This is a genomic window from Phenylobacterium sp. (genome assembly GCF_030693625.1).
Classification (GTDB): domain Bacteria; phylum Pseudomonadota; class Alphaproteobacteria; order Caulobacterales; family Caulobacteraceae; genus Phenylobacterium; species Phenylobacterium ferrooxidans.
Window position 1 is genome coordinate 25,461 of the sequence record NZ_JAUYAF010000063.1, and the last position, 19,556, is coordinate 45,016.

18 protein-coding genes are annotated in these 19,556 nt (G+C 68.5%); 8 read left to right on the forward strand and 10 right to left on the reverse strand.

All coding sequences use genetic code 11. The features are described from left to right. The first annotated feature begins 135 nt into the window (after positions 1-135). Both Q8N10_RS13250 and Q8N10_RS13255 read left to right on the forward strand, forming a co-directional pair. Entirely contained in the window at positions 136-1,332 is a 1,197-nt protein-coding gene (locus Q8N10_RS13250) for a CaiB/BaiF CoA-transferase family protein (protein ID WP_304783017.1), read from the forward strand. 66 nt (positions 1,333-1,398) lie between these two features. Continuing rightward, entirely contained in the window at positions 1,399-1,881 is a 483-nt protein-coding gene (locus Q8N10_RS13255) for an N-acetyltransferase (protein WP_304783020.1), read from the forward strand. A 490-nt stretch (positions 1,882-2,371) separates the two neighbouring features. Here the strand turns inward: Q8N10_RS13255 and Q8N10_RS13260 are convergent, their stop codons facing one another. The 8 genes from Q8N10_RS13260 to Q8N10_RS13295 all read right to left on the reverse strand — a co-directional run bounded on the left by Q8N10_RS13260 (position 2,372) and on the right by Q8N10_RS13295 (position 11,074). Then, entirely contained in the window at positions 2,372-3,196 is an 825-nt protein-coding gene (locus tag Q8N10_RS13260) for a transglycosylase SLT domain-containing protein (protein ID WP_370690263.1), read from the reverse strand. A 63-nt stretch (positions 3,197-3,259) separates the two neighbouring features. Further along, positions 3,260-5,047, reverse strand: a complete 1,788-nt coding sequence (locus Q8N10_RS13265) for an ATP-binding protein (RefSeq protein WP_304783025.1) — start codon at positions 5,045-5,047, stop codon at positions 3,260-3,262. A 370-nt stretch (positions 5,048-5,417) separates the two neighbouring features. Further along, complete coding sequence (locus Q8N10_RS13270; RefSeq protein ID WP_304783028.1) at positions 5,418-6,584, reverse strand: acyl-CoA dehydrogenase family protein; 1,167 nt, start codon at positions 6,582-6,584, stop codon at positions 5,418-5,420. A gap of 10 nt (positions 6,585-6,594) precedes the next feature. Then, on the reverse strand, positions 6,595-7,626 hold the full coding sequence (locus tag Q8N10_RS13275) for an FAD-binding oxidoreductase (protein ID WP_304783030.1): 1,032 nt from the start codon (positions 7,624-7,626) through the stop codon (positions 6,595-6,597). Between the two features lie 41 nt (positions 7,627-7,667). After that, on the reverse strand, positions 7,668-8,447 hold the full coding sequence (locus Q8N10_RS13280; RefSeq protein WP_304783033.1) for an ABC-2 family transporter protein: 780 nt from the start codon (positions 8,445-8,447) through the stop codon (positions 7,668-7,670). Then, complete coding sequence (locus Q8N10_RS13285; RefSeq protein WP_304783036.1) at positions 8,444-9,241, reverse strand: ABC-2 family transporter protein; 798 nt, start codon at positions 9,239-9,241, stop codon at positions 8,444-8,446. Before Q8N10_RS13285 ends, Q8N10_RS13280 begins: the two co-directional genes overlap by 4 nt. Beyond that, positions 9,231-10,208, reverse strand: coding sequence for an ATP-binding cassette domain-containing protein (locus Q8N10_RS13290; RefSeq protein ID WP_304783039.1), 978 nt, complete (start codon positions 10,206-10,208; stop codon positions 9,231-9,233). The genes Q8N10_RS13285 and Q8N10_RS13290 overlap by 11 nt, the downstream gene beginning before the upstream one ends. A 269-nt stretch (positions 10,209-10,477) precedes the next feature. Further along, positions 10,478-11,074 carry a TetR/AcrR family transcriptional regulator gene (locus Q8N10_RS13295; RefSeq protein ID WP_304783044.1) on the reverse strand — a complete coding sequence of 199 codons (597 nt, stop codon included), beginning with the start codon at positions 11,072-11,074 and terminating at the stop codon, positions 10,478-10,480. Positions 11,075-11,223: 149 nt separating this feature from the next. On the opposite strand from Q8N10_RS13295, the gene Q8N10_RS13300 reads away from it, so the two are divergent. Both Q8N10_RS13300 and Q8N10_RS13305 read left to right on the forward strand, forming a co-directional pair. Next, on the forward strand, positions 11,224-12,015 hold the full coding sequence (locus Q8N10_RS13300) for an enoyl-CoA hydratase (protein ID WP_304783047.1): 792 nt from the start codon (positions 11,224-11,226) through the stop codon (positions 12,013-12,015). A 57-nt stretch (positions 12,016-12,072) separates the two neighbouring features. Further along, complete coding sequence (locus tag Q8N10_RS13305) at positions 12,073-13,536, forward strand: NAD(P)/FAD-dependent oxidoreductase (protein WP_304783050.1); 1,464 nt, start codon at positions 12,073-12,075, stop codon at positions 13,534-13,536. A 219-nt stretch (positions 13,537-13,755) separates the two neighbouring features. Here the strand turns inward: Q8N10_RS13305 and Q8N10_RS13310 are convergent, their stop codons facing one another. Together Q8N10_RS13310 and Q8N10_RS13315 are read right to left on the reverse strand one after the other, a co-directional pair. Further along, positions 13,756-16,200: an ATP-binding protein gene (locus Q8N10_RS13310; RefSeq protein WP_304783053.1), complete on the reverse strand. Its 2,445-nt coding sequence runs from the start codon at positions 16,198-16,200 to the stop codon at positions 13,756-13,758. A 125-nt stretch (positions 16,201-16,325) separates the two neighbouring features. Continuing rightward, positions 16,326-17,303, reverse strand: coding sequence for a LysR family transcriptional regulator (locus Q8N10_RS13315; protein ID WP_304783056.1), 978 nt, complete (start codon positions 17,301-17,303; stop codon positions 16,326-16,328). 104 nt (positions 17,304-17,407) lie between these two features. On the opposite strand from Q8N10_RS13315, the gene Q8N10_RS13320 reads away from it, so the two are divergent. The 4 genes from Q8N10_RS13320 to Q8N10_RS13335 are packed head-to-tail and all read left to right on the forward strand — an operon-like array spanning position 17,408 to position 19,369. Next, positions 17,408-17,968 (forward strand): hypothetical protein, encoded by a 561-nt coding sequence (locus tag Q8N10_RS13320; protein ID WP_304783059.1) that lies wholly within the window; start codon positions 17,408-17,410, stop codon positions 17,966-17,968. After that, on the forward strand, positions 17,968-18,600 hold the full coding sequence (locus tag Q8N10_RS13325; protein ID WP_304783062.1) for a GNAT family N-acetyltransferase: 633 nt from the start codon (positions 17,968-17,970) through the stop codon (positions 18,598-18,600). The genes Q8N10_RS13320 and Q8N10_RS13325 overlap by 1 nt, the downstream gene beginning before the upstream one ends. Continuing rightward, the gene (locus tag Q8N10_RS13330) at positions 18,597-19,121 is read left to right on the forward strand and encodes a cysteine hydrolase family protein (RefSeq protein ID WP_304783065.1); all 525 of its coding nucleotides are present in this window, start codon (positions 18,597-18,599) and stop codon (positions 19,119-19,121) included. Before Q8N10_RS13325 ends, Q8N10_RS13330 begins: the two co-directional genes overlap by 4 nt. Then, positions 19,118-19,369, forward strand: coding sequence for a hypothetical protein (locus tag Q8N10_RS13335; protein ID WP_304783068.1), 252 nt, complete (start codon positions 19,118-19,120; stop codon positions 19,367-19,369). The genes Q8N10_RS13330 and Q8N10_RS13335 overlap by 4 nt, the downstream gene beginning before the upstream one ends. Positions 19,370-19,556: the final 187 nt, after the last annotated feature.

Consider the following 19,556-nt stretch of genomic DNA (forward strand, 5'->3'; position numbering starts at 1 on the left):
GGGCCGCGAACTATCCGATGAAATCGGATCAGGTCGACTCTTGCTTGGTCGCGCAATTTTCCGACGAACCGGCCACCACTTCGTTGGATTGCGCTCGGCGCCCAGTATGATCCCCAAAACAGGTGGGGAACGCGCGTGCTGCTCAAGGGTCTGAAGGTCGTCGAATTCGCCTCCTACATCGCCGCCCCCGGGGCGGCGGGCATCCTGGCCGACTGGGGCGCCGAGGTGATCAAGGTCGAGCGGCCGCAGGGCGACCCGATGCGGCACGTCTTCGCCGACGCCAAGAGCGAGCTCACCGGCAATCCCACCTTCGGCATGGACAACCGCGGCAAGCGGGCCGTGGTGCTGGACATCGCCAAGCCGCAGGGCCGCGACGCCCTGGCCCGCCTCGCCGCCGAGGCCGACGTCTTCCTGACCAATGTGCGCCCCGCCTCCCTGAAGAAGTACAGCCTGGACGAACAGACCCTGAGGGCGGCCAACCCCCGGCTGATCTACGCCGTCGTCACCGGATATGGCCTGGAGGGCCCCGACGCGCATCTGCCCGGCTTCGACGTGACCGCCTTCTGGTCCCGGGCCGGCGTCGCCCGCATGCACGCACCCAAGGGCTCCGATCCCTTTATCCTGCGCACCGGGGTAGGAGATCACACCACCTCCCTGGCCACCACCTCGGCGATCCTGGCGGCGCTCTATGAGCGGGAGAAGACCGGCGAGGGACGGCTTGTGGCCACCTCGCTGCTGGCCACCGGCACCTATGTGGTGGGGTCAGACCTGGCGGTGCAGCTGGTGTTTGGCAAGCTGGCCTCCAACCGTCCCCGCACCGACCCCTTCGATCCCCTGGCCAACTTCTACAAGAGCCGCGACGATCGGTGGTTCGTGCTGAACCCGCGCGGCGGCGGCTCCGACTGGCCGGCTCTCGCCCAGGCCTGCGGACGGCCCGAACTGCTGGAGGACGAGCGCTTCAAGGGCGGCAAGGCGCGCAAGGCCAACAACCGCGAGCTGGTGGCCGAGTTCGAGGCGGCCTTCGGGGCCTTCGACTTCACCGAGATCGCCCGCCGCCTGGACGAGGCCGACCTGGTCTGGGCGCCGGTCCAGACACCAGCCGAGGTGGCCGCCGATCCCCAGGTGGAAGCCGCCGGCGCCCTGGTCGCGGTGGAGGACGGCCACGGCGGAACCTATCGCTCGCCCAATTCGCCGGCCCAGTTCCCTGGCGTGCCCGCCACCCAGCGTCCGGCGGCGCCCGGCCTCGGTGAACACACCCGGGTGGTGCTGGGCGAGATCGGCTATTCCGACGCCGAGATCGACGCGATGATGGCGAGTGGCGCGGCGGGGTAGCGGCGGCTCTGGTCGCGAGCGCTGACGACCCATTGCGACCGTTCGCGGCGCTTCTATGGTTGTCGGATGGGCGACTACGGCAGTTCAATATTGAGGCCGGCGGCTGCGGCGGACGCACCGGCCTTGCAGCGCGTCCTCTTCGACACGTTCGACTCGACGTGGCGACCAAATATCTCGGAGAGCGCTGCGCTGGCCTACGTCCAAGAGAACCGACCGGCTGCCTACGTCGGCTCGCGAGGGCTCCTCTTCTGGGTCGTGCAGGTGGGCAGCGAAATCGCCGGCTTCGCCGATTGGGATGGCGACTTCATCAACGCGCTTCACGTGCGCTCGGCGCATGCCCGGCAGGGCGTCGGGCGACGGCTGATGGACCATGCTGAAGCCGAGATCGCTCACGCAGGGTTTTCATCGGTCCGCCTCGAAACCGATACCTTCAATGTTCGCAGCCAGGCGTTCTACGCCGCCCGCGGTTACCTGGAAGAGGGCCGATATCCCGACCAGGAATGGGCCAGCGGGCTCACCACCCTTCTCCTTGTGAAGCGGTTCGCCTGAGTCCCCCCCCTTGGCTGACATCGACCAAGTCGGTTCCGGCGCTCTCGGGGAACGTCTGCTTGCGGGGGCCCAGCCCGAGGCCGATTGCGACCCATAGGCGACCTTGCCCTGTGGAAGATGAAGCGCGACGGTGGAGCGATGATCGAGCGCAGTGACAGCTTCACCGACACCTTCGTCGCGCCAGGCACAGCCGTTCGCTACGACGGGACTGGCACACCTGAGTATGGCGTCGTGGTGCATTGCTGGCGCGACGATGAGATCGGCATGCATGACTGCTACGTGGCATTCTTCGGATCAGTGTTTCCGACTAACAAGCCAGAGGCAAAGCCGTATGTGCTTCGGTACGCTGCTACGTCATTGGCGAGACTGGAGCTTGCAGGCCGGAACGACCGCTAACCACCCACCCATTTGCGACCTTCGGAAGGTCTGCATTTTGGCGAGGCCCGCAGAGGCGCCGCTAGCCCTCAGGGGAACGCCAGGCGTCAGAAACCTAGCTCTTGCCGTCCCGGGCGTCGGACAGCACCCGCAGCATCTCGCTGGAGAAGATCGAGCCGGTCAGGCGCGAGCTGGAGCCGTCGCGGTCGGGGCTCTGGGAGCCGCGCAGGATCAGGTCCACCAGGGCGTCCTGCTCCTTCATCCGTTCGGTGCGGCGGGCTGAGGCGTACTGGATGAAGCCGTCCTCGGCGGGCGCGGCGGCGGGGCTGGTCGCCCGGCCCATGCCGCCCGTGCGGGTGAGGTTGGCATAGACCTCGGCGACGGTGGCGGGACGGCCGTCGCGGTAGAAGATCGAGCGGTTGGCCTGGGCGGCCTCGGGAAACAGGCTGGCGGCCGAGGCGCCGGGGCGGGTGTTGGCCGCCTCGATCAGCCGGGCCGAACCCTGCGGCCCCAGGAAGTGGGCGGCGTAAAGCTCCCCGGCCGTGGGCGTGCGGCCGGTGCGGCCCTTCAGATAGGAGGCGTGGTCGGAGGCAAGCTCCCCGGCCATCAGCGACGAGGCGTGGGCGTCCAGCCGCAGGTCCATCACCGCCTTGCGCGCCTCGGCCCCGTTCACCGAATAGCGGCCATTGGCGCCCTTGGTGATCAGGTCGGCGTAGCGGGCGTAGCCGTATTTCGAGCCGTGCTGCTTGAGGGTGGACAGCCAGGTCTGCTCGACGAACTGGAACAGGCCGGCGGCCGACGAGGATGAGGCCTTGGCGCGAGGGTTATAGCCGCTCTCGCGATTGGCGGTTTTCATCAGGAACGTGAAGTCCACGCCTGTCGCGTTGGACGCACGTTGGATGGCGGCTTCGACCGCGCCCCTGAGACCCTGGATCGCCATGATCCCTGGTTTGCACCGACATGGTTAACGCAGCGCTAACCATGCTGCGGCGGAGGAGCGCACTCAGTCTGCGGCCCTCCGGGCGGCGCTCTCTTCGGTGCGCTTGAGGCACTCCTCGAGACTGGCCAGCAGGCGGGGCAGTTCGATGGGCTTGGCGATGAAGTCGTCCATGCCGGCGGCGAAATAGGCGTCAGTCTCGTGGCTGAGCACACTGGCGGTCACGGCGATGATCGGGATGCGGGAACGCCCGCCGGTCCGCTCGCGCCGGCGAATCGCCTGGGTGGCCTCCAGCCCGTCCATCCCGGGCATGTGGATATCCATGAGGATGGCCGACCAGGTTGCGCCCTCCCAGGCCTCGATGGCCGCGGCGCCGCTGTCGACGGTGACCGTGTCGATCCCGAACTGTTCCAGCAGCGTGCGGATCACCAGCCGGTTGGTGGGATTGTCGTCGGCCACCAGAACCCTGAGAGCCTCGTCGAAGCTGGGCTCTTGCGCCTGGGCCACCGAGGTCGGAGCCTCGGCGCTGGCCAAGGGCGTTGTGAAGCTGAAGCAGGACCCCTCCCCCAGCGTGGTGGTGAAGTCGATCTCACCGCCCATGAGGGTGAGGATCTCACGGCAGATGGACAGGCCCAGTCCCGTGCCGCCGAACCTGCGGGTCGTGGAAGCGTCGGCCTGCACGAATTTCTCGAAAAGTTGCGGCGCGCGTTCCGGGGCGACGCCCATGCCGCTGTCGGTGACGCTGACCTTCAGCAGGTCGCCGTCGGCGTCGATGCGGGCGACAACGGAGCCGGCCTCGGTGAACTTCAGCGCATTGGCCAGCAGATTGGAGATCACCTGCCGCAGGCGCACCTCGTCGCCGCGACGCCAGCCCTTGGCGGCGGGCGTGATCTCCAGGCGGAACTCAAGGCCCCGCTCCTGGGCCAGACCGCCATAGAGCGCCGCCAGATCCTCGGCGAAGCCCGCCATGTTGAACACCGTTGGCGACAGTTCCAGGCGCCCGGCCTCGATCTTCGAGATGTCGAGGACATCATTGATGATCCCCAACAGGGCGCGGCCGGAGTCCTGGATGGTGCCAAGCCGGGTGCGCTGCAGCTTGGAGAGCGGATCCGCTGACATGGCCTGGGCCATGCCCAGCACGCCGTTCAACGGGGTGCGCAGCTCGTGGCTTATGGTGGCCAGGAACTCGGTCTTGCTGCGATTGGCGGCGTCGGCGGCCCGCGCCAGCTCCTGCGCCTGGAAACGAAGAGCCTGGTTGGTGGCCAGCTCCTGTTCGATCTGGCGGTTCAAGGCCTCGGCGGCCAGGCGCGCGCGCAGTTCGCGCATCACCACGCCCCGGGTCATGGTGGACAGGCCCATGGCTCCAAACGCCCCGGCCAGGCCCACGAAGGCGTATTGCCCCGCCGCGCCGGGCCCGGCCTGCCCCGCGAAGATCACCAGGGCGGTCAGCGCCAGCACCACGGAGGGGACCAGAATGCGGACGCTGGGCCCCACCGTGGCGAACCCCAGGGCCATGATCACAAAATAGACCAGCTTGGGCGCTTCGAAATGGATCGCCAGATAGGCCACGGTATTGGCCAGGATCAGCGCGTTGGTGGCCAGGGCCGCCATCTCGAGGGTCAGGTGAGCGGAACCCGGATTGCGGAGCAGGCGGTGGAAGCCGAGGCAGACCACGGCGGAGACCGCTGACAGGCCCATCAGGATCGCCAGCGCCGACCCGGTCTCATAGAATGGATGACTGGCGGTGATGATCACATAGTAGATGCCGGCCGCGATCAGGTACCCGCGCACGACAGGTCGATAGACGGCCGCCAGCTCTTGCGACGGCAGCGGCTCGACGGCTCGTGAGAACATCTTTGATTTGCGCCTCTATTCTCAAAGACCTTGGGAGGAAAGGGATTGCGTCGGCATTAATGGTTTGTATTTCCTCACTTTCGTCGCCATCGAATACTTGCGACCAAGCGTCGCAGATGCTTGATCGGGCGACCACAACCTGAGCCTCATGCGGACACGGTCAGCGCCTGCCAGGGGGTGGCCGAGAGCCCCGACAACGCCGGCTTCGGACAGGCCGCCCTCAGGCTCGCGGCCTATTTCAGGATGAGCCCTCAGACCCGCGATGGCCAACCGGTGGATGACGCCATTGTGCGCATCCCGATCAGGTTCACTCTGGGGAATTGATCAACCTCATCCCGGACGCCGACAGGCGTCCGGGATGAGGTGAAGCTCAGTAGCTCTTGGGCAGGCCCAGCACGCGTTCGGCGATGTAGTTCAGCACCATCTCGCGGCTGATGGGCGCGATGCGGGCGATCATCACCTCGCGGAAGTAGCGCTCAACGTCGTATTCCTTGGCGTAGCCCATGCCGCCATGGGCCAGGACGGCGGCCTCGCAGGCGTTGAAGCCCGCCTCGCCGCCCAGATACTTGGCGGCGTTGGCCTCCGCCCCGCAATCGCGGCCGGCGTCATAGAGGGCCGCGGCCTTGAAGGCCATCAGGTTGGCGGCCTCCAGCTCCGCCCATGACCGCGCCAGGGGATGGGCCACCCCCTGGTTCTGACCGATGGGTCGGCCGAACACGATGCGCTCCTTGGCGTAGGCCGTCGCCTTGGCCAGGGCCGCGCGGCCCAGGCCCACGGCCTCGGCGCCGAACAATACCCGCTCGGGATTCAACCCCTCCAGCAGGTAGTAGAAGCCCCGGCCTTCCTCGCCGATCAGATCGCCGGCCGGGACCTCCAGGTTGTCGATGAAGACGCTGTTGGACTCCACGGCCTTGCGGCCCATCTTCGGGATCACCGTGGCTGAGATCTTCGAGCGGTCGAAGTCGGTGTAGAACAGGCTCAGGCCCTCGGTGGCCTTGCGCACCTGATCCTTGGGCGTGGTCCGCGCGATGATCAGCATCTTGTTGGCCCGCTGGGCCATGGTCGTCCACACCTTGCGGCCCGAGATCACATAGCCGTCGTTGGTGCGCACCGCCCGTGTGGTCAGGCTGGTGGTGTCGAGACCGGAGTCCGGCTCGGTGATGCCGATGCAGATCTTGTCCTCGCCGGAGATCAGCCGCGGAATGGCGCTGGCTTTCAGCGCCTCGGAGCCGAACTTGGCGATCGGCATGGGGCCGAAGATGTTCAGGTGCATGGCGCTGGCGCCGGAGAAGCCCGCCCCGGACTCCGCCACCGCCTGCATCATGATGGCGGCTTCGGTCAGGCCCAGACCCGCCCCGCCCAGCTCGACGGGCATGGCGGTCCCCAGCCAGCCGCCGGCCGCCATGGCGGCGACGAAGGCCTCGGGAAAGTCGCCGGTGTCGTCGGTGCGCCGCCAGTACTCGGCGTCGAAGTCGGCGCAGACCCGGGCGACGCTGTCGCGGATCGCCTGCTGTTCGTCGCTCAGCCAGAAGCTCATCGTTTCCGCCCTAGATGTTGTCGAACCGCCTCGGATCGAGCCGGGCGGCATAGGGACCAAGGTCCCCCTCCGTCACGCAAGCCGTGATGATCTGCGCCACCAGGGGCGCCAGCAGCCAGCCGTTGCGCCGGGCCCCGACGGCCAGCAGCACGCCGTGGTGGCGGCCGCGTCCGACCATGGGCAGACTGTCCGGGGTGGCGGCGCGGACGCCGGTCTGGGCGATAACCTTGGCGTCTCTCACAGAGGGGAACAGCCGCGCGCCGGCCTCCAGCAACCCGGCGACCTGATCGGCCTCGACGGCCAGATCGCCCGCCCCGGCCTGCATGGTGGCGCCCAGGGTCAGGCCACCGGGCGCCGCGGTGATATAGGCGCCCTCGCCGCGCACCACGATGCCCTCGTAGACGGGGCCGTCGGTGCGAAGGATGTGGCCCTTGATCGGGGAAAGCCGGGCCAGCGACGGCGCGATCACGCCTAGGTCGCGCCCCATGCCGGTGGCGATCACCAGCCGCTCGCCGCCCTCGAAGCCGTCGGCGGCGCGGGGGTGGAAGCTGACGCCCGCGGCCTGAGCGGCGCGGCGCAGGGCCACCAGCGCGGCGGCGGCGTCAATGCGCCAATCCTCGCGGGTCAGCAGGGCGTGGCCCCAACCCGGGGCGAGGCCCGGCGCCAGGCCGATCATGGCGTTGGGGGACAATTCGGTGGGATGCAGGCCCAGCTTGCGAATGCCCGCGTCGGCGGCGTGCAGGAAGCTCGCGTCCCCCACCGCCATGGCGCCGGCCCGGTCCACGGTGATCCCGATCCGGGTCTCCAGGGCCGGCCACAGGTCGCGCGCCGCCAGCATCAGGTCGAAGTGGGCGCGAGTCTCGACGTCCAGCACCGCCTCGAACACCGGGGCGAGCATCCCGGCGGCCACCGCCGAAGCGGCGCCGCCGTCCGGCGACGGATCATAGACCGCCACCTCCGCCCCGGCGTCGGCCAGGGCGAGCGCCGTCGTCAGACCGAGCGCGCCCGCGCCCGCGACCGTGATCCTTGGCTTGCGGCTCATGGGCCTAAGCAGCGGGCTTCGGCGCCGAAATCAAGCAAATCTCACATCGAGGGTGAGGCGCCGCGCCGATAGCGGGCGACGCCCAGGTGGAACAGGCCGACCGCGATAGCGCCGTAGACCACCGCCCCGAACAGCACCAGGGCCAGGGTCTGGGCGCCCGGATTTCGCACCATGCCCATCGGCGCCAGCACCACGAAGCCGGCGGGCAGGATGGTGAAGGCGATGGTCTTGACCGCTCCTTGGTAGATCGAGCCGGGATAGCTGGAGAACAGCAGCATGAAGTCGGTCAGGTCGCGGGCGAAGGTGCGCGCGCCCGCCGCCCAGAAGGCCAGGCTGGCGAAGCTGATGCTGGCGCTGACATAGACGGTGGTCCCCGCCGCGATGGCCAGCAGCAGGGCGGGAAGGTCCGTCCATTCCAGCTTGGCGAACACCCCCAGCACGAAGACCGCGCCGGCCAGGTCGCCCCAGGCGGTGGCGATGCTCTCGCGGGCCAGCAGGCGCGGGATCAGCCCCTTGGGTTGGGTCAGCAGGGCGTCAAGTTCGCCCCGCAGCAGGGTCGCGGCCATGTCGCGATAGCCGCCGAAGAACACCCCGGAAATCCCCACCACCGACATGGTCAGCCCAAACAGCAACGCCATGTCCGACAGGGTCCAGCCGCCGATCGAGCGGAAGCCCGCGAAGAACAACACCCACAGGGTCAGGAAAAAGATGTCGTTGACGATCATCCCCCCCACCTGGATCGCGAAGTTGCCCCGGTCGGAGAAGGAGGTGCGGATCGCCGCGCTCGACTGGGCGGCGTAGAGGCGGAACGCGCGCATCATACCCCGCCCTCCCGCAGCACCTTGGCCAGGCCCGCGCGCCACAGCGCCAGGCACAGCAGGGACAGCAGCACGATCCACAGCACCTGCCAGGCCGCCGCCGTCAGGAACATCGCGCCGGAGGGCGCCAGCGCCTGGACACCGGCCCAATAGAGGTGGGCGGCGAAGGGGGTCGCCTCGGCCAGCTTCCGCAGCCAGTCGGGATAGAGGCTGATGGGAGCAAACAGCCCGCCCAGCAGGAACATCAGCTTCTGGATCACCAGCTGCACGGGCAGGATGCGGCGGGTCCAGAAGGCGCACAGTCCGGCCACCGCATAGAGCAGCATGCCCACGGTCACGGCCAGGACGCCCAGCACGAAGAGATAGGGATAGGTGGCGGCGGGCGGCCCCTGCCGGCCAGTCACCGCCAGCCAGACCACCGCCGTCCCCCCCAGGGCCGCAAGTCGCACCAGGGTCCCGCCCAGGCTCTGGGCCAGGCTCTGCAGCAGGTAGAACTTGGGCCGCAGCAGATGGGGCTCCAGCCCCCCCGAGCGGATGTCGTCCTCGAACCGCATGTGTACGGCGGGCAGGGAGAGCGTGATCCACTCGGTGGCCAGGACGTAGAGCACCAGGCCGCCGGCCGGCAGGGCGATGGCGCCGCGCGCGGGCTCGGCCGCCACCTTGTCCCACAGGGCCGAGAGCACGGTCATGATCAGGACGTAGAACAGGCAGCGCCCGGCCAGCACGGTCCAACCGGCCATGGCCTGGCCCGCCCCGACCCGCAGGGCGACGGCGGCCGCGGTCAGGTCACGTCGCATGGGTCGAGGCGTAGATGTCGGCGATCACCTCCTCCATGGGGGGATCCTCGATGGTGACGTCCTCGATGCCGCCGTCGGCCATGGCCGCGGCGATCACCTGCTCCACGCGCGTGAGCTTCGTATCCACCTCCAGGATGGTTGCGTGCGCCTCGGAAAGCCGCCGCGTCACGCCGGGCAGGTTCAGGGACACCCCCTGCCCCGCCGACTGGAAGGTGATGATCTTGCGGCCCAGGAAACGACGGCGCAGCTGGTCGGTGGGCTGGTCCACCACGATCCGTCCCTGGTTGACGACGATCACCCGGTCGCAGACCAGCTCGATATCCCGGGTGTCGTGGCTGGTGAGCAGCACGGTCTGGCCGTGATCCCGGGCATGTTCGCGGATGAAGTCGCGGATCGCCGCCTTGGCCGTGACGTCCAGCCCGATGGTGGGCTCGTCCAGGAACAGCAGGCCCGGCCCATGCAGCAGGCTGGCGGTGATCTCGCACCTCATCCGTTGGCCCAGCGACATGCGGTGCACCGGCTGGTCCAGCAGGTCGGTGAGGGCGAAGCGTTCGGTCAGTTCGCCCAGCCGTTTGGCGAAGGGCGCGGCTTCCTGGTCGTAGATGTGACGCAGCAGAGTGAAGCTCTCGCGGGCCGGCAGTTCGCCCCACAGCTGGGAGCGTTGGCCAAACACCACGCCGATCTTGTAGGCCAGCGCCTTGCGCTCCCTCCAGGGCGTCAGGCCCAGCACGCTGGCCTCGCCGCCGGAGGGCTCCAGTATGCCCGACAGCATCTTCAAGGTCGTGGACTTGCCGGCTCCGTTGGGGCCGATGATGGCCACGCGCTCGCCCCTGGCGATCTCGAAGTCGACGCCGGCGACGGCCTCGATGGTCACATGTTCGGGGGAGAAGGCCTCGAAGAAGCCGCCGCGGCGCCTAGCGTAGCGGTAGGCCTTGGAGAGCGACTTGACGGTGATGACGGCGGACATGGCGGGCTTCGATTTCTGAGGGGGTCGATGAGTCTGGCGAGTTGGAGGCATGCGGCGTCGGAGCCCGGTAGAGCTCATTGCCGCACGGCATCTGGCCAAACAGATTGATCATCGTCTCAGCTTGGAAACCCGCGAACAGGTTCGCGGAACGGCGTCATGTCTAGACGGCGATTCTGGAATTCACAACCGGGGCGCAACGAAGGTGCGCTGTGTGTGGCTTTCGCGCACGGCCATGCCCCACGTCGGCAAGACGTGGTCCATATCGGCGGTCAGCGGGGGCGGAACAGGACCTCCAGCCCCTGGATCACGTCCTCCATCAACCCGCCCTCGGTGTCGGCGGGGTCGGCCAGCATCATCGAGGCCGCGCCATGGCCGCAGGCCCAGACCGCCAGGGCCACCTTGTGGATCAGGTCGGGGTCCCGCTCCTGCTGGTTGGGGGACTCGGCGATGGCGGTCTCGATGACGGCGAAGGCGCGGTCGCGGGCCGCGGCCACCTCGGGATCGGCCAGGGCGGCGGGATCGAACATCAGGCTGTAGAGCGCCGGTTGCCGCCGGGCGAAACCGAAATAGGCCAGGGCCGTGGCGCGGATCGGAGCGGCGGCGGCGGCCGTGGCCGCGGCGCGCAGGGCGGTCTCGAACTCGCCGAAGCCCTCGGCGGCGAGCCCGGCCAGCAGGGCCTGTTTGGAGGTGTAGTGATGATAGACCGAGCCCGGCGCGATGCCGGCCCTGGCGGCCAGGGCCCGGAGGTTCAGCTTGCCGATGCCGCCGCTTTCCAGCAGGGCGCGAGCCTCGTCCAGCAGTTGAGCCCGCAGGTTGCCAACGTGATAGCCCCGGCGCCGGGTCGCGCCTACGGACGGCCAGGGCATCAGCGGCCCCTTCCGTCGCGCAGGTCGGCAGAACGGCGGCGCATGCAGACTCCCGTGGCTAGGTGATCATTGTTCACCGCCTTTCCGCCGGTTGTCGAGGCGCGATACGCGTCGCAGGTTGACGCAGCGGCTCTAGGAGGAAGACGGCCATGTCGGGCGAAGTGCGGATCGAGATCGAGGCGCGGGCGGGCGGCGCCTGCGTGGCCCATGTCACCCTCGACAATGCGGGCAAGCTCAACACCCTGAACAGCGCCCTGATGAAGGAATTCGCGGCCCGGATCGGCGCCTTGGCCAAGGATGAGCACCTCCGCGCCGTGGTGCTGACCGGGGCGGGCGACCGCGCCTTCATCGGCGGGGCGGACATCGACGAGATGGCGGGGCTGGACCCGGGCTCCGCGCGGGCCTTCATCACCCGCGTCCACCGCTGCTGCGAGGTGCTGCGCGACCTGCCGGTCCCGGTGATCGGTCGGATCAACGGCTATACCCTGGGCGCGGGAATGGAGGTGGCCGCGGCCTGCGATCTGCGGGTCGCCGCCGACAGCGCGGTGTTCGGCATGCCCGAGGTGAAGCTGGGCATACCGTCTGTGGTGGAGGCCGCCCTCCTCCCGTCACTGGTGGGCTGGGGCCGGACGCGGCAAATGTTGTTGCTGGGCGAGACCTTCAGCGCCGCCGAGGCGGAGTCCTGGGGCTTGGTGGAAGCCGTCGTCCCGACCGAGGGCCTGGACGCCCAGGTGGAGGCCTGGCTCACGAGCCTGCTGGCCGCCGAACCCGCCGCCGTGCGCCTGCAGAAGGCGCTGATCCGCCGTTGGGAAGACCTGCCGATGAGGGAAGCCATCGCCGCCGGGATCGGCGCCTTCGAGGCGGCCTGGACCACCGACGCGCCCGCCAGGTCCATGGCCGAGTTCCAGGCCAACCGCGCGGCGCGCCGAACTAACCGTTGATCACCTAGGGCGCGATCGCTAGCCTTTCCCCAACGACAGGTCGGGAACGAAAACACCATGGGCGCGGACTTCAAGGTCGCCATCCTCGGCGCGGGCTTTGCTGGCCTGTGCATGGGCCTGAAACTGCAGGCCAGGGGCGAGACCGCCTTCGTGATCCTGGAGAAGGCCGACCGGGTTGGCGGCACCTGGCGGGAAAACATCTATCCCGGCAGCGGCTGCGACATCCCCAGCCACCTCTATTCCTATTCCTTCGAGCCCAATCCCGACTGGCCCGAAATCTTCTCCGCCCAGCCCGACATCCTTGCGTACATCGAAAGCGTCGTCGAAAAGCGCAAGCTTTCCAAGCACCTGAGGTTCAATGCTGAGGTGACCTCGGCGGCGTGGGACGACGACGCAGGGTTCTGGCGCATCGGTCTGGCCGACGGGAGCTCCGTCACCGCCGAAACCTTCGTCACCGCCTGGGGCCAGTTGAACCGGCCCAAGCTTCCGCCCATCGCCGGCCGTGACGACTTCGCCGGCGCCGCCTTCCACTCCGCCCAGTGGGACGGCTCCGTCGACCTCGCCGGCAAGCGCGTCGCGGTGATCGGCAACGGCGCCAGCGCCGTGCAGTTCGTCCCCGAGGTCGCCAAGGTCGCGGAATCCCTCACCCTCTTCCAGCGGTCACCCAATTGGATCGTGCCGCGCATGAACCGGCCCTACACCGCCGAGGAGAAGGCTCGTTTCCGCGCCCAGCCCGAGGTGATGGCCAAGGTGCGCGGTGACATCTTCGAGATGGCCGAGGCCCGGCTTGAGGCCAAGCGCGCCGGGACCGCGCCGGTGGAGGAGGTCCCCATCCCCCTGGCCCACCTGCACGCTCAGGTCGCCGACCCGGAGCTGCGCGCCAAGCTGACCCCCGACTATGAGATCGGCTGCAAGCGGGTGCTCATCTCCAACGACTTCTACCCGGCCCTGACCCGGCCCAATGTCGAGCTGGTGACCGAGGCCATCGCGCGCATGACCCCGCGCGGCGTGGTGGACGCCCAGGGGATCGAACACGAGGTCGACGTGGTGATCTACGCCACCGGCTTCGAGACCCGCTCCTTCGTCGGCGACACCGGGATCACCGGCGTGGGCGGCCTGCGCCTGAGTGACGCCTGGATCGATGGGCCGGAGGCTTATCTGGGCCTGTCGGTCACCGGTTTCCCCAATCTTTTCATGCTGTACGGGCCGAACACCAACCTCGGGCACAACTCCATCATCTTCATGATCGAGGCCCAGGCCGACTATGTGCTGCAGGCCCTGGAGGCCATCGCCCAGGCCGGGCCGCTCTCGGTGAAGCAGGAGGTCGCCGACGCCTACAACGCCGAGCTCCAGAAGGCCCTGGCCGTCACGCCCTGGGCCGGCAGCTGCACCAGCTGGTACAAGACCGCCGACGGCCGCATCCTCAACAACTGGCCCCACACCGCGCGCGCCTACGCCCAGGCTGTCGAGCGGTTCGACCTCGAGGCCTATGATGTGATGCGGGCGGTGGAGGTGGCGTAACACCTTCCCTTCTCCCCTTGCGCGGTCGGCTCGCGCTCCGCTCTCAGGACAAAAACTGCCGTCATCCCGGGCGACCCGTAGGGGAGACCCGGGACCCAGGGGGATTGATCGCGGCCCCTGGGTCCCGGCTCTCCGCTTCGCTACGGCCGGGATGACGTTGGAGATTTATCGGACAGGCCCATCGGCCAGCTCTCCCGCAGGGGGAGAAGGACCACGACCCTAGGCCGCCGCCGAAGCGCCGCCTTCGGCTTCGTCCTCAACCTCCAGCACCGCCTGCAGGGCCGCAAACAGGCGTCCCACCTCGATGGGCTTGGCCACGAAGCCGTCCATGCCTGCCTCGGTATATTCCGCCACCTGGTGGGCCATGGCGTTGGCGGTGAGCGCGATGATCGGGGTCCGCGCCCGGCCCTCGGCGGCTTCCCGGGTCCGGATAACGCCGGTCGCCGTGGGTCCGTCCATCTCGGGCATCTGGACGTCCATCAGAATGACGTCCCAGTCCTGTCGCGCCCAGGCCTCCACGGCCAGCGTGCCGTTCTCGACGATCACCGGGTCGACGCCGATCTGGTGCAGCAAGGTCTTGAGCACCAGTTGGTTGACGGTGTTGTCCTCGGCGGCCAGCACCCGCAGGCCGCCAACCTCCATCTCGATGGCCTCGACCACATCGGCGTCAGGCGCCGGCGGCACGTGGCTGGCCGTACTCTTGATCAGCGGCAGGGTGACGAAGAAGGTGGAGCCCTTGCCGGGGTTGCTCTCGGCGCGGATCGCGCCGCCCATCAGCTGGGCGAGCTCCCGGCAGATGGCCAGGCCCAGGCCCGTGCCGCCGTAGCGTCGCGTGGTGGAGGCGTCGGCCTGCTCGAACTTCTGGAACAGGCTGGCCAGCCGCTCGGGCGGAATGCCTATGCCGGTGTCGGCCACGGTCAGGCGCAGGCCGTCGTCGGTGCGCGCCACACAGACCCGCACCTCCCCGCTCTCGGTGAACTTCAGGGCGTTGGAGACCAGATTGTAGAGGATCTGCCGCACCCGGGTGGAGTCACCCACATAGACGCCGCGGGCCCCGGCCTCGACGGCCAGGTCGAAGGACAGGCCCTTCTTGTTGGCGATGGCGGTAAAGGCGGCGTGAGCGCCGCGGGCCAGCTCGCTGATGTCGAACTCGGCCTCCTCCAACTCCAGCTTGCCCGCCTCGATCTTGGACAGGTCCAGCACGTCGTTGAGAATATGCAGCAGGGTCTCACCCGACTGGCGCACCACGTCCAGGCGGTCGCGCTGCAGGGTGCTCAGTTCGTCGGCGGCCATGGCCTGGGCCATGCCCAGCACCCCGTTCAACGGGGTGCGGATCTCGTGGCTCATGGTGGCCAGGAAGGTGGACTTGGCCCGGTTGGCCATCTCGGCGTCTTCCTTGGCCTGCATCAGGGCGCGCTCGGCCGCCTTGCGCTCGGTGATGTTCTGCATCGCCCCGATCAGCCGCACCGGACGGCCTTCGCGGTCATTCACCAGACGGCAGGCGGCTGAGGTCCAGACCTCGCGGTCGTCGGCGCGGATGAGGCGGTACTCGGGACGGTAAGGCGCGCCTTCCTCGACGTGCAGCTTCCAGGCCGCCTCGACAGCGGGGCGATCGCGCGGGTCTATGGTCGCGTAGATGTCCCGGTACAGTTCCTCATAGGTCTTCTCCTCGGAGAAGAAGGTGTCCTCGGCGCCCGCCTTGATCAGCTCGCGGCGCTGATAGTCCATCTCCCAGACGTGAATGTCGGCGATCTCCATCGCCAAGGTCAGGCGCTGTTCCGAGCGTTCCGTGGCCTCCAGGGCCTCGACCATCTTGGTGATGTTGTGGCTGGCGACGATTATGCCGGAGACCTCGCCGTCGGCGTTGCGCCACGGCACCATTTCGGCGGTCAGCCAGCGGACGGCGCCGTCGTCGAAGCGATAGGGGACCCGCTCGGCAGTGATCGTTTCGCCCGCCAGCACCCTCTCGTAGGACCCGCGCCAACGCTCGAACACCGCCGGGCGCAGTTCCATCATCGGACGTCCGGTGGCTTCGAGGGCTGAGAGACCCACCTCCTCGGCCCACCGGGGGCTACAGCCCAGGACGGTCAGATTGCGATCGGTGATCACCAGCGAGGCGGGCATGGCCTGCACCACAGCGGCGAAGGTCGACATGATCGCGGCGCGCTCGCGCCGGCCGTGTTCGCGCGCCTTGGTGGCCTGGGCGCGATCCCATTCGTCGGCGATGAAGGCGGCCAGGTCGATCAGCCGGTTGGCCAGGCTGGCCTCATAGGGCCGCACCTCCTGGCCTGTCACGCAGAGCACCCCGGGGATGGAGCCGTCCGCCAGGCGGATCGCGGCCGCGGCGTAGAAGCGCAGATAGGGCGGGCCGGTGACCGTATCCATGTCGCAAGATCGTGGATCGGTGCGACCGTCCTCGATCCAGAGGAACTCCCCGGTGTCGAGGCTCCATTGCACGTTGGGGGCGATGGCGTACTCGCCGCGTGGATCGCGGCTGCGCCATGCGCGGCCGTCCTTGACCAGCACGACCTGTGACTCCACCGCGCCGAACAGCGTACGCGCCAGACGCGTGGCCCGGTCGCAGACATCCTGGCTGAGATCGAGTTCGAAGGGGCGGGCCGCAGCGTCTGCGGCGACGGACTCGGGCGATCTGAACTCTGACATGCGCCGAACCCCCCGGTCTCTGTCTGCTTCTCAGAACAGCGGTACCGGATTTGGGTTAAGGGCGACTTTATACGGGGCGTCAAAAGACCGCGCCGCGAGGTGATTTCCCGTGTCTCTTGGGTGGGTTAGGCGCGCGCGCTGGCTGCTGGCCAGGACCAGCCTTCGAACTCGGCGGGATGGATGAACTCCCTGCGGAACCAGGGCCGCTCGCGGGCGTCGAAGATCGAGACTAGCCACTCGGCGACCCGGGCGACGCGCGGCGATTTCAGCGCATCGCGATGGTGGCAGAGCCACAGGGTCCCGGTGGCGAGCGGCGGGATGTCCAGCATCACCAGGTTGGAGGTCATGCGCAGGATCGCGGTGGGCACCGGACCGATGCCGGCGCCGCGCTCGATGGCGTGCAGCATGGCGGTCGAGGAGTTGACCACCAGGGACGGCGCGGCCAGCTCCATGAAGGCGCCGGTTCTGGCGTGCCATTGGCCCTTTTCGCTGACCTGCGCGGAGTGCGCGATGAAGCGATGGCCGACGGCGGCCTCCAGACGCGTGGGGGCCCCATACGTATCGATGTAGTCCTGCGACGCGAACAGGGCGTAGTGCAGGGTGGCCAGCTCCGTGGCCGCCACATCCGGCTGGCCGCCGGGCGACGTGAGCTGGACGGACAGGTCGACGTGACCGTCCACCGGGTTTTCAGGATAGAATCCGCAGTCAAGAGCCAGGCGTATGCCCGGGTTTTCCTTCATGAAATCCGCGAGCTTGACCCCCAACAGGAAGCCCCCGACGCCCTCCGGCGCGGCGATGGTCACCTCGCCGCTGTCATGGCGGTCGGCCTCCAGGGCCATGCGCTCGATGTCGACCGAGGCCCGCTGCATGGACAGCGCGCGGTCATAGATGCGCTCCCCGGCCCTGGTCAGGCTGACGCCGCGCAGGCCGCGGTCGAACAGCCGCACGCCCAGCCGAGTCTCCAGGTCGTCGATGCGACGGGTGATCGTGGGCTGGCTGGTCCGCAGGCGGCGCGCGGCCGCGCCGAAGCTGCCGGCCTGGGCCGCAGCGACGAAGGTCTTGATGTCGTCCCAGTCGGCGCGCCCGCCGTCGTGATTGTCCATCCCACCCAACCCGTATCGTGGCGCCCCCATACGAACTTGGCGGCTGCACCCAGATGATCTGACGCTCTACCAAAAGACCCGTTTGCACAAGTCAGGTGACCAGGATGCCGAGCGCCGCAGACACCACCAGCCGCCCGCGAGAGCACCTTGCGCGGCTGGGCCTGATGCTGGCGACCCCCGACATGATCGTCCAGGGCCGTGACATCGCGGCCCGCACCGTCTGTCCCGCCGTCGCGACCGTGGAAACCCTGCAGGCGGTCCAGGACCTCACCGGCTGCTCCGCCTTCAGCTACCGCGACGGCGATGGCCGACTGGCCGGCGTCCTCTGCATCATTCCCCTCAACCCGGCGGCCGCGCCGACCCTGGCCGCCGGTGTGTTCGACGGCGTCGCGCCCCCTATGCCGATGGTCGCCCGGCCCACCGACCCGGTCATCGCCGTCTATGGCTGGGGCATGGCCGGGGTCACCTGGCGCGGCCGGGCCGTGGTGATGGCCGGCGCCCTGGCGATCCATCGGGAGATCTATGACACCGTCCCGCTCTATGGCCGCGCGGCCACCCCGGGCGGCGAGCGCACCCTGCTGCGCCGCATGGGCGCGCGCGCCGTGCCAGGCCCCGGCGGACTCGTCGTCTGCCCCACCTGGACCCCCAAACGGAAGGTCGCCTGATGAACGCCAATGTCCGCATGCCCCTGGAAGCCAGGGCGCCCGCCGAGGTCGATGAGGGCCAGCTTGAGGTCGTGGTCTGCCGCACCCTGCCCGACCTGATGCAGGCCATGGCGGTGCGCGCCCTGGTCTATATGGGCGAACAGGCCTGTCCCTATGACGAGGAGTACGATGGCAACGACTTCGCCGGCGCCACCCACCTGATCCTGCGCCGCGACGGAGAGCCGATTGGAACCCTGCGCATCCGCTGGTTCGCCGACTTCGCCAAGGTGGAGCGGGTGGCTGTGCGCAAGGAGTATCGCCGCGGCCGCGCCACCCTGATGCTGATCCTGGCCGCCAAGAGGCTGGCCGAGAAGAAGAACTACCGGAAGATCCTAGGCTACGGCCAGGTGCGGCTGATCCCGTTCTGGGAGCAGTACTTCAACGCCTATGTCCGGCCCCGCCGCGACGGCTTCGTGGTCTCCGATCACGACTATGTGGAGATGGTGGTGGAGGGCGTGCCGCCGCATGACGCCCTGAACCTGGACTCCGATCCCTACGAGCTTTTGCGCCCCGAGGGCGCCTGGAACGAGCCCGGGGTGCTGGACAAGTCCGCCGCGCGCGCCGCCAACAATCCCGGCGGGCTGTCACGATGAGGACCTACGCCCCCGACGCTTCGGCCCTGGTCTGCCTGGATCTGCAGCGCGGACGCCTGGCCACCGAGAACGCCGCCGCCACGGTCGCCGCCTGCCGCCGGGTGCTGGAGCAGGCGCGCCGCCGGCGCTGGCCGGTGCTGCACGTCCATGCCCGGGTCGCGGGCGCGCCGATGGACCCACCGATCCCCGGCCTGGAGCCCCTGCCCAGTGAGGCGGTGTTCGTCCGCCAGGGCCCCTCGGCCTTCACCAACACAGCCTTCAGCCAGACCGCCCAGATCCTGGGCGGGCCGCTCGTGTTGATCGGCTTCCGGATGGCCGACACCGTGCTGGCCACCGCCTTCGCCGCGGCCGATCGCAACCTGGCGGTCGAGGTGGTCGATGACGCTGTGGGGGGCGACCCCGCCAGCCGCCTGGTCCTACTCAAGCCGCTTGCCGCCCTCGCTCCCCGGGCGCGGGTCACCACCTCCCGTGAGCTTTTCTTCGAGGACGCCTCGCGGTTCGCCGCGGCGAACATGCCATGACCGATTTCAAATTCCCTCACAGCTTCCTGCCGCCCGGACCGCCACGCCATCCCTCCGAGATGGACCTCGCCGACCAGACGGCCGAACTGCTGGAGATGGCCAGCCTGCTCAGCCCCAGGGACATGGCCACTCTGGCCGTCATCGTCCGCCGCGCCGCCGAGATCTCCGAGTCAGAGGGTGAGGAGGTGGCCATCGCCGTTCTCGATCAGATCCACGGCATCCTCGACGGCCGGGTTTCGGACGCCTGAATACAATCTAGGATTGTTTCGGTCCGCAAGATCGTTCATGCACCCATTACCCAAAATGGGGAGTATTCGTCTGCTGGGTGTCAGCTGTGCGCTAGAAGTGGCCTTGAAACGCCAAGCAGGCGAATTTTAACTCTGCACTGCGGCCCTATGTCTTAGGCGTGACAAATTGGTGGCGATACGGCTTTTA

Excerpts from the sequence above, each read along its gene's own strand:
- Q8N10_RS13330 (WP_304783065.1), top strand. The coding sequence starts at position 18,597 with ATGAGGACCTACGCCCCCGACGCTTCGGCCCTGGTCTGCCTGGATCTG.
- Q8N10_RS13335 (WP_304783068.1), top strand. The coding sequence starts at position 19,118 with ATGACCGATTTCAAATTCCCTCACAGCTTCCTGCCGCCCGGACCGCCA.
- Q8N10_RS13285 (WP_304783036.1), bottom strand. The coding sequence starts at position 9,241 with ATGCGACGTGACCTGACCGCGGCCGCCGTCGCCCTGCGGGTCGGGGCG.
- Q8N10_RS13270 (WP_304783028.1), bottom strand. The coding sequence starts at position 6,584 with ATGAGCTTCTGGCTGAGCGACGAACAGCAGGCGATCCGCGACAGCGTC.
- Q8N10_RS13325 (WP_304783062.1), top strand. The coding sequence starts at position 17,968 with ATGAACGCCAATGTCCGCATGCCCCTGGAAGCCAGGGCGCCCGCCGAG.
- Q8N10_RS13320 (WP_304783059.1), top strand. The coding sequence starts at position 17,408 with ATGCCGAGCGCCGCAGACACCACCAGCCGCCCGCGAGAGCACCTTGCG.
- Q8N10_RS13295 (WP_304783044.1), bottom strand. The coding sequence starts at position 11,074 with ATGCCCTGGCCGTCCGTAGGCGCGACCCGGCGCCGGGGCTATCACGTT.
- Q8N10_RS13290 (WP_304783039.1), bottom strand. The coding sequence starts at position 10,208 with ATGTCCGCCGTCATCACCGTCAAGTCGCTCTCCAAGGCCTACCGCTAC.
- Q8N10_RS13280 (WP_304783033.1), bottom strand. The coding sequence starts at position 8,447 with ATGATGCGCGCGTTCCGCCTCTACGCCGCCCAGTCGAGCGCGGCGATC.
- Q8N10_RS13265 (WP_304783025.1), bottom strand. The coding sequence starts at position 5,047 with ATGTTCTCACGAGCCGTCGAGCCGCTGCCGTCGCAAGAGCTGGCGGCC.
- Q8N10_RS13305 (WP_304783050.1), top strand. The coding sequence starts at position 12,073 with ATGGGCGCGGACTTCAAGGTCGCCATCCTCGGCGCGGGCTTTGCTGGC.
- Q8N10_RS13315 (WP_304783056.1), bottom strand. The coding sequence starts at position 17,303 with ATGGACAATCACGACGGCGGGCGCGCCGACTGGGACGACATCAAGACC.
- Q8N10_RS13310 (WP_304783053.1), bottom strand. The coding sequence starts at position 16,200 with ATGTCAGAGTTCAGATCGCCCGAGTCCGTCGCCGCAGACGCTGCGGCC.
- Q8N10_RS13300 (WP_304783047.1), top strand. The coding sequence starts at position 11,224 with ATGTCGGGCGAAGTGCGGATCGAGATCGAGGCGCGGGCGGGCGGCGCC.
- Q8N10_RS13260 (WP_370690263.1), bottom strand. The coding sequence starts at position 3,196 with ATGGCGATCCAGGGTCTCAGGGGCGCGGTCGAAGCCGCCATCCAACGT.
- Q8N10_RS13255 (WP_304783020.1), top strand. The coding sequence starts at position 1,399 with ATGGGCGACTACGGCAGTTCAATATTGAGGCCGGCGGCTGCGGCGGAC.
- Q8N10_RS13275 (WP_304783030.1), bottom strand. The coding sequence starts at position 7,626 with ATGAGCCGCAAGCCAAGGATCACGGTCGCGGGCGCGGGCGCGCTCGGT.